Origin of the sequence: Holdemanella sp. MSK.7.32 (genome assembly GCF_024460475.1) — a bacterium.
Classification (GTDB): Bacteria; Bacillota_I; Bacilli_A; order Erysipelotrichales; family Erysipelotrichaceae; genus Holdemanella.
Genome location: NZ_JANFYN010000074.1, coordinates 1 through 6,457 on the forward strand (window position 1 = coordinate 1; position 6,457 = coordinate 6,457).

A 6,457-nucleotide genomic window follows, 5' to 3' on the forward strand; every position below is an offset into this window, starting at 1 on the left:
CCCCTTAAATTCTTGGAGAGCAAATTCACATAACCCCATCCAAATTTATTGCGCCAAGGAATGTTAGAATCGAAGCATCTGCATGAAGGTCGTGACCATCATCGAAAAAACGATGAACGCCACAACTAATATAATAATGAAACTGCGTAATCTTTTTCTCACATGAGCCTCCTATAGAAAGTTGAATTTCTTTTTATCTCTTTATCAACTCGATTTGCATCGATCTCTTCTGTAAGTGTTGGTTTATCACCAAATAGATTGGTCCCTAAACCAAGCTTATCGCCTTTAATCTTGTATCCTAAAGCTGCTAATATTGTAGGATAAAAATCCATGGTCGTAAAGTCACGTTTTTTTTCTTTTTTAGGTTCCACTCTAGAATGAATAAACGCATTCCACACTCGACGATCATAATTTGAGGAATATGTATCATGAATATATTCAGCTGCCATACTTGTATGATCACCCTGAATGACTATAACAGTATCTTTATAGAAATCTTGTTTCTTTAACCATTCCATAAAATCTTTTAGATTTTCATCTGTATGATAAATCGAATTCGATAAGGATTCTTTGAATACATTCTTACAATTTTTTGATTGATACCCATAGGGATGATGTGTATCTACCGTCAACATTTCAAAGTCGAATGGTTTGGATGATTTTGATAAACTTAAGATTTTCTCTTTCGCAAATTCAAATAATTTATCATCCTCAAACCCCCAGAATTCATGATAATCCTTATCTAGAACCCCTTCTTCCTTTAAAGAAACTGTATCTTGAATATCATAATGACCATGTTGATCAAAATAGCTTCTTCTTCCACCAAATGTCGCATCCGAGCCAATCATAAAGACACGAGTATATCCATCTTTTTCTAGAATATCTCCAAGGGTATTTACATTAGGCATAAATGGAACTTTGTCCTTACAAAATTTATGTTTTAAACTAAAAATTAAAGGAAGACCCGACGTACTCGCAACAATACCTCCCGTTGTCCAACCCGTTCCAGTTAAGACTCTAGCTCCACCAATTTTCTCATTTTGTGAAAAAGAAACGGAGTTTTTTGTAAGCTGTGTCAGATAAGGCAATAAATTTTCATCTGCATTGCCTCCATCTTCTTTTGTGGCATATGTTGTTTCCATCGATTCTAGATAGATATGAATAAAATTCATCTTCTTTTCAGGTGAAATAACTTCAGATTCAACGTAGTATTTATCAAAGAAATCCGTCTTCTTAAATTGGTTAAAAACATATGAAAAGAAATGAATTTGACAAAGACCATATATACAACAAAGTAAAAGAATAAGTTTGGCTATATTTATAGGAATCCAACTAAAAATGAGACCAAAAATAAAACCAGGAAGTAAACATTTTTTCATCCATCCAAAAATAAATTGCGTATTGGTACCTTCCAAAGGAACTTTAATGTGGTATACAATTTGTTCAAAACTCGATAAACCAAAATAAGAATAGGCCCACTTACTTGAAATAGCTAATGTAAAGCCTAATGTCACAATAAATAAGCTCATGATCCATCCTTTCTAAAGACAAAAATAGGTCATATGACCTATTTGTTGCACTTATTCTTTAAAGTCTGACTTGGACGAAACTTTGGAAGTTTTGTAGCCGGAATCATCATTCTTTCTTTTGTGACAGGATTGATTCCCATTCTTGATTTACGATCAAAAATTTCAAACTTACCAAAAGCTGTGATATCTACATGACCATCACTTGCCAAGGCATCACTCATTTCATTAAAAATTAAGTCTACCGCAAACGCTGCGTCTTTTTTAGACAAATTTAAATTGATTGATAAAGCCTGTGTTAAAGACTCTTTATTTACATACTTTCCCATATTAAAATTCCTTCTTTAAATCTCTAATCATTAAATCTTGTGCACAATCATTTGGAAGTTTTCCATTGAATAAAATTTGGTAAACTTCTTCACAAATTGGCATATCAATACCATTTTCTTTCGCAACACGATGAACGATTTTTGCGGTACGAACACCTTCTACCGTTTTTGTGTTGTTCTTAAAGAAGTTTTCAACCGAATTCTCTTTTCCAATTTGGTAACCCGCTTCAAAGTTACGAGAATGTACACTCGTACAAGTTACAATCAAGTCGCCAATTCCAGTTAGACCCATGAATGTTTTTTGTTGCCCACCAAAATGAACACCATAACGAATCATTTCCTGCAAACCACGCGTAATCAAAGCTGCACGCGTATTATCTTGATAGCCTAAACCAGATAAGATACCGGATGCGATAGCCATAACGTTTTTAATGGCTACACCAAGTTCAGAACCAATCTCATCATTTCCTGTATAAATACGTAGGTATTGATTTGAGAATAAGTTTTGAACGGTTATGGCATCCTCGTTGTTTAAACTGATCGCATCAATTGTAGTTAATAAACGAATGACAACTTCTTCGGCATGACTTGGACCAATTAAACTTACGACTGAACTTAATTTATCTTCATCAATACAACGACGAATAACTTCAGACATTCTTTCATTTGTTTCTGGGTGGAATCCCTTAGAAACATTGATAATAATTGTCTTTTTATCTAATAAATCATTGATTTGGTGACAAATTGGATCAATTGCGATTGTTGGTACTGCCAACAATACAATATCGGCTCCTTTGACACATTGAATATCTGTTGTTGCCTTTAATTCTGGATTTAATTCAACATCTCCAAAATACTTTGAGTTTTTATGATTTTCATTAATATCATTAACTTCAGCTTCTGCAACACCATACACTAAAACTTCTTGATGATTATCTTGTAATACTTGAGCTAAAGCTGTTCCCCAGCTTCCACTACCAATCACAACTGTACGCATATTTAACTCCTTACTATGAACGTTTACGAGCCAAAATCTTAATTGGAGTTCCCGTAAAGCCAAATGCTTCTCTTAATTTATTTTCAATATAACGAGCATAACTAAAATGCAATAATTCTGGATCATTGACAAATAAGACAATTGTCGGTGGCTCAACCGCAACTTGGCTCGCATAATAAATCTTTAATTGTTTTCCCAAGTGAGGTTTTGCCGGATTCATCATCTGTGCATCCAAAATAACATCATTTAATACATTGGTTGGAATACGCAATGTACATGCATCATGCACTTGATCAATCAAAGGAATCAATTGATTCACTTTACTTCCTGTAAGTGCAGAAGTAAACGCAATTGGTGCATAATTCAAATACAAGAATTGAGCACGAATTTCCTTTTCAATCTTTGACATGGTCTTCTCATCTTTTTCAACTGTATCCCACTTATTGTAGACAATGATAACACCTTTACCAGCATCATGCGCAAGACCAGCCACATGCTTATCTTGATCACGAATACCCTTTTCACCATCAATCAAGAATAACACGACATTACTACGATCAATTGCACTTAAAGCACGTAAGATCGAATATTTTTCAATATTCTCATAGATTTTACCTTTTTTACGAATACCTGCCGTATCAATAATCATATATTCTTTATCATCGACAAAGAATGGCGTATCAATCGCATCACGCGTAGTACCTTCTACATTGGATACTATAACACGATCTTCTTTTAAGATGGAATTAACTAAACTTGATTTTCCAACATTAGGACGACCAATACAACAGAATGAAGTAATTCCTTCATATGGAGCAATATCTTTTTCTGGAAGTTTTTCCATCACGACATCCAACAAGTCGCCAAGTCCAATGCCATGTGCCCCACTAATCGCAATAGGATCCCCTAGACCTAACGCATAGAATTCATATACATTCATCTGCATTTCTGGATTGTCCACTTTGTTGCAAGCTAAAATAACTGGCTTTTTACACTTTTGCAGCTTTCTTGCGATAATTGTATCGTCTGTCATTACTCCTTCTTTGGCAGAAGTTAAGAAAATAATGACATCCGCTTCTTCAATCGCAATATCTACCTGCATATTGATTTCCTGGGCAAATGCCTGGTCCTCAATTTGAATACCACCCGTATCGATCAAGCGAAAAGTTTGTGTCAGCCATTCCACTTCACCATAAATTCTATCTCTTGTTACTCCGGGTGTATCATCTACAATGCTCTTTCTTTGTCCAATCAATCGATTGAATATCGTTGATTTTCCGACGTTTGGCCGACCTACGATGGCCACAGTACCTCGAATCATATTGTGGTCCCCTTTCTACATTATCCAACTATATCTAATACTCTTGAAACGACTTCATCAATTGTTAAATCGGAAGTATCAATTTCAATCGCATCTTCTGTTTTTACTAAAGGCGAAATTTCACGATGCATATCCTGATAGTCTCGGGCGACAATATCCTGATAGATCGTTTCATAATCAGCATCGATTCCCTTTGAAATATATTCATCATATCTTCTTTGGGCTCTAGCCTTACTCGATGCACTCATAAAGATTTTTACTTCTGCATCTGGTAAAACAACAGAACAAATGTCTCTACCATCTACAATAAAACCTTTATTGGCACATACTTTTTGTTGAAGATTCACTAATTTTTTACGTACAATACCAAGCTGACTTGTTTTACTAGCCTGCATAGATACATTATTCATACGAATTTCTTTAGATACATCTTCCCCATCTAAATATACATGGTTATCTTCATCAAAATGAATATCAATTGTGTCCATCAAATCCGACATTGCCTTTTCATCTTGAATATTGACTCCATCTTTTAATGTTTTATACGCCACACAACGATACATAGCACCTGTATCTAAATGGCGCATATTTAACTTTTCTGCAACAATATCCGCAATCGTACTTTTACCGACCCCACTAGGGCCATCAATCGCAATATTAATTTTTTTCATGTCCATCCTCATTAAATATTCTTAAATGTCCATACTAAATAGCCTATGATCGCAACCAAAGCTAAAATCAATATAGCTAAAACGACATTCAATACGATTTCTGAACTCTTCTTTTCTTTATGGCTGCTAGCCTTTTCAAAATCAGAAGTTTTCATACGCATTTTTGCGCTAGGCATAGATTCAAGTTCATCACGCTTTTCTTTTTTGCGCTTTGCCTTTTTCTTCTTATCCTTTTTAGGCTGTTCTTCCGTTTTATCAAAATCATCATGAGAAAGATACATCAAATCCAATTCATCATCCACTGGCTTTTTAACATCCTCTACATCCTGACTTGTAAGAACGATTTTTTCTTCTTTAGGTTCTTGACGAGTGATTGTCTGTCTTGGTTTTGAAATCTTCATTGTTGAACCTAAATCTTCATCATCTGTATCCATAGGAATCACATGTTGATTTCTCTTCATTGTATCACTACTTGTTGTGTCTAACTGTTTTAAAATATTGATCTGTGTATCATCTGTGATACGGTTACCATTATCAATATTATATTGCTTCACTTCTCCAAGCAGATCTTCCATCACTGGAGATGTAGGCATTTCTTTTACAGTAGGCGAAACACGCACTGTATCATGTGGATACAATGGTTTGTTGGCATGTGAGCCACTATCTACACGCGATAATCTTTGTAGTTTCACTGGCTGTGCTTGAGCAGCAGTTGTTTCTTCATCTAAACGATCTCTAAGTTCTTGATACTTTTGTTTTCTTGAAAGTTGAGTCATAAGTACCTCCTAAACATTCCTTACTATTATACACTATCTCGCAAAAAAAGAAAAATAGGCGATTGCCTATTTTGCACGTCCTGAATATTTTCCGTCGTTTGTGTTGACAACGATCATTTCATCTTGGTTGATGAATAAAGGAACTTTTACTTCTAATCCAGTTTCTAATACCGCATTTTTACTAGCACTTGTTGCTGTGTCTCCCTTTACCGCCTGTTCGCATTCAACAACTTTCAATGTTGCCTTATCTGGTAAAATAACACCTAAGATTTCACCTTCATAGCTAGAAATATTTACGTTTGAATTTGGAACTATAAAGTTTCTTTCCCATTTTAAACGATCCATAGGAATTTCAACCTGGTCATATGTTTCATTATCCATAAATACCATAGCTTCATCTGTATCATATAAATACTGCATTTCTCTTTTTTCAATCTGAGCTGGTTCAACCTTTTCGCCACCACCCCAAGACAATTCAACATTACTTCCAGTACGAACATTACGAACTTTCGCCTTAACAACCATGGCACTACGAGCTGTTTTATTTTGTGACGCTTCTAAAACCGTATAGATTTCGCCATCCACTAAAATTGTAAGACCTGGTTTTAAATCATTTGAACTAATCATGTTTATTAACTCCTTTTAAATTGTATGTATAACCTAAATTATTTTATATCACGCAAAAAAATTGTCAAGAAAAAGAAAAAAAGCACCGAAGTGCTTTCTCTCATCGAAAGGATCGATAAAGTAATTTCTTATGTGTTTTAAGGAAGGATATATACACCCGTCTTTAGAGGTTTGCACCATGAATGTTTAGAGGCTATTCTGAGAAAAAGT

At 34.8% G+C, this 6,457-nt stretch carries 7 protein-coding genes; all 7 read right to left on the reverse strand.

What is annotated here, in order from left to right; genetic code table 11:
- Positions 1–158: 158 nt before the first annotated feature.
- Entirely contained in the window at positions 159–1,529 is a 1,371-nt protein-coding gene (locus NE544_RS11440) for an LTA synthase family protein (RefSeq protein WP_256269427.1), read from the reverse strand.
- A gap of 38 nt (positions 1,530–1,567) precedes the next feature.
- Entirely contained in the window at positions 1,568–1,855 is a 288-nt protein-coding gene (locus NE544_RS11445) for an HU family DNA-binding protein (RefSeq protein ID WP_117924828.1), read from the reverse strand.
- A gap of 1 nt (position 1,856) precedes the next feature.
- On the reverse strand, positions 1,857–2,852 hold the full coding sequence (locus tag NE544_RS11450; protein WP_256269428.1) for an NAD(P)H-dependent glycerol-3-phosphate dehydrogenase: 996 nt from the start codon (positions 2,850–2,852) through the stop codon (positions 1,857–1,859).
- 13 nt (positions 2,853–2,865) lie between these two features.
- Entirely contained in the window at positions 2,866–4,173 is a 1,308-nt protein-coding gene (gene der / locus NE544_RS11455) for a ribosome biogenesis GTPase Der (RefSeq protein ID WP_117924825.1), read from the reverse strand.
- A 20-nt stretch (positions 4,174–4,193) separates the two neighbouring features.
- Positions 4,194–4,844 (reverse strand): (d)CMP kinase, encoded by a 651-nt coding sequence (cmk, locus tag NE544_RS11460; protein WP_256269429.1) that lies wholly within the window; start codon positions 4,842–4,844, stop codon positions 4,194–4,196.
- A gap of 11 nt (positions 4,845–4,855) precedes the next feature.
- The gene (locus NE544_RS11465) at positions 4,856–5,620 is read right to left on the reverse strand and encodes a hypothetical protein (RefSeq protein ID WP_118116018.1); all 765 of its coding nucleotides are present in this window, start codon (positions 5,618–5,620) and stop codon (positions 4,856–4,858) included.
- A gap of 66 nt (positions 5,621–5,686) precedes the next feature.
- Positions 5,687–6,247 carry an elongation factor P gene (gene efp / locus NE544_RS11470; protein WP_117924819.1) on the reverse strand — a complete coding sequence of 187 codons (561 nt, stop codon included), beginning with the start codon at positions 6,245–6,247 and terminating at the stop codon, positions 5,687–5,689.
- Between the last annotated feature and the right edge of the window lie 210 nt (positions 6,248–6,457).

What these genes read in the sequence shown, in the direction of transcription:
- NE544_RS11445 (WP_117924828.1), bottom strand. Translation starts at nt 1,855, where the DNA reads ATGGGAAAGTATGTAAATAAAGAGTCTTTAACACAGGCTTTATCAATC.
- cmk (WP_256269429.1), bottom strand. Translation starts at nt 4,844, where the DNA reads ATGAAAAAAATTAATATTGCGATTGATGGCCCTAGTGGGGTCGGTAAA.
- NE544_RS11465 (WP_118116018.1), bottom strand. Translation starts at nt 5,620, where the DNA reads ATGACTCAACTTTCAAGAAAACAAAAGTATCAAGAACTTAGAGATCGT.
- NE544_RS11450 (WP_256269428.1), bottom strand. Translation starts at nt 2,852, where the DNA reads ATGCGTACAGTTGTGATTGGTAGTGGAAGCTGGGGAACAGCTTTAGCT.
- NE544_RS11440 (WP_256269427.1), bottom strand. Translation starts at nt 1,529, where the DNA reads ATGAGCTTATTTATTGTGACATTAGGCTTTACATTAGCTATTTCAAGT.
- efp (WP_117924819.1), bottom strand. Translation starts at nt 6,247, where the DNA reads ATGATTAGTTCAAATGATTTAAAACCAGGTCTTACAATTTTAGTGGAT.
- der (WP_117924825.1), bottom strand. Translation starts at nt 4,173, where the DNA reads ATGATTCGAGGTACTGTGGCCATCGTAGGTCGGCCAAACGTCGGAAAA.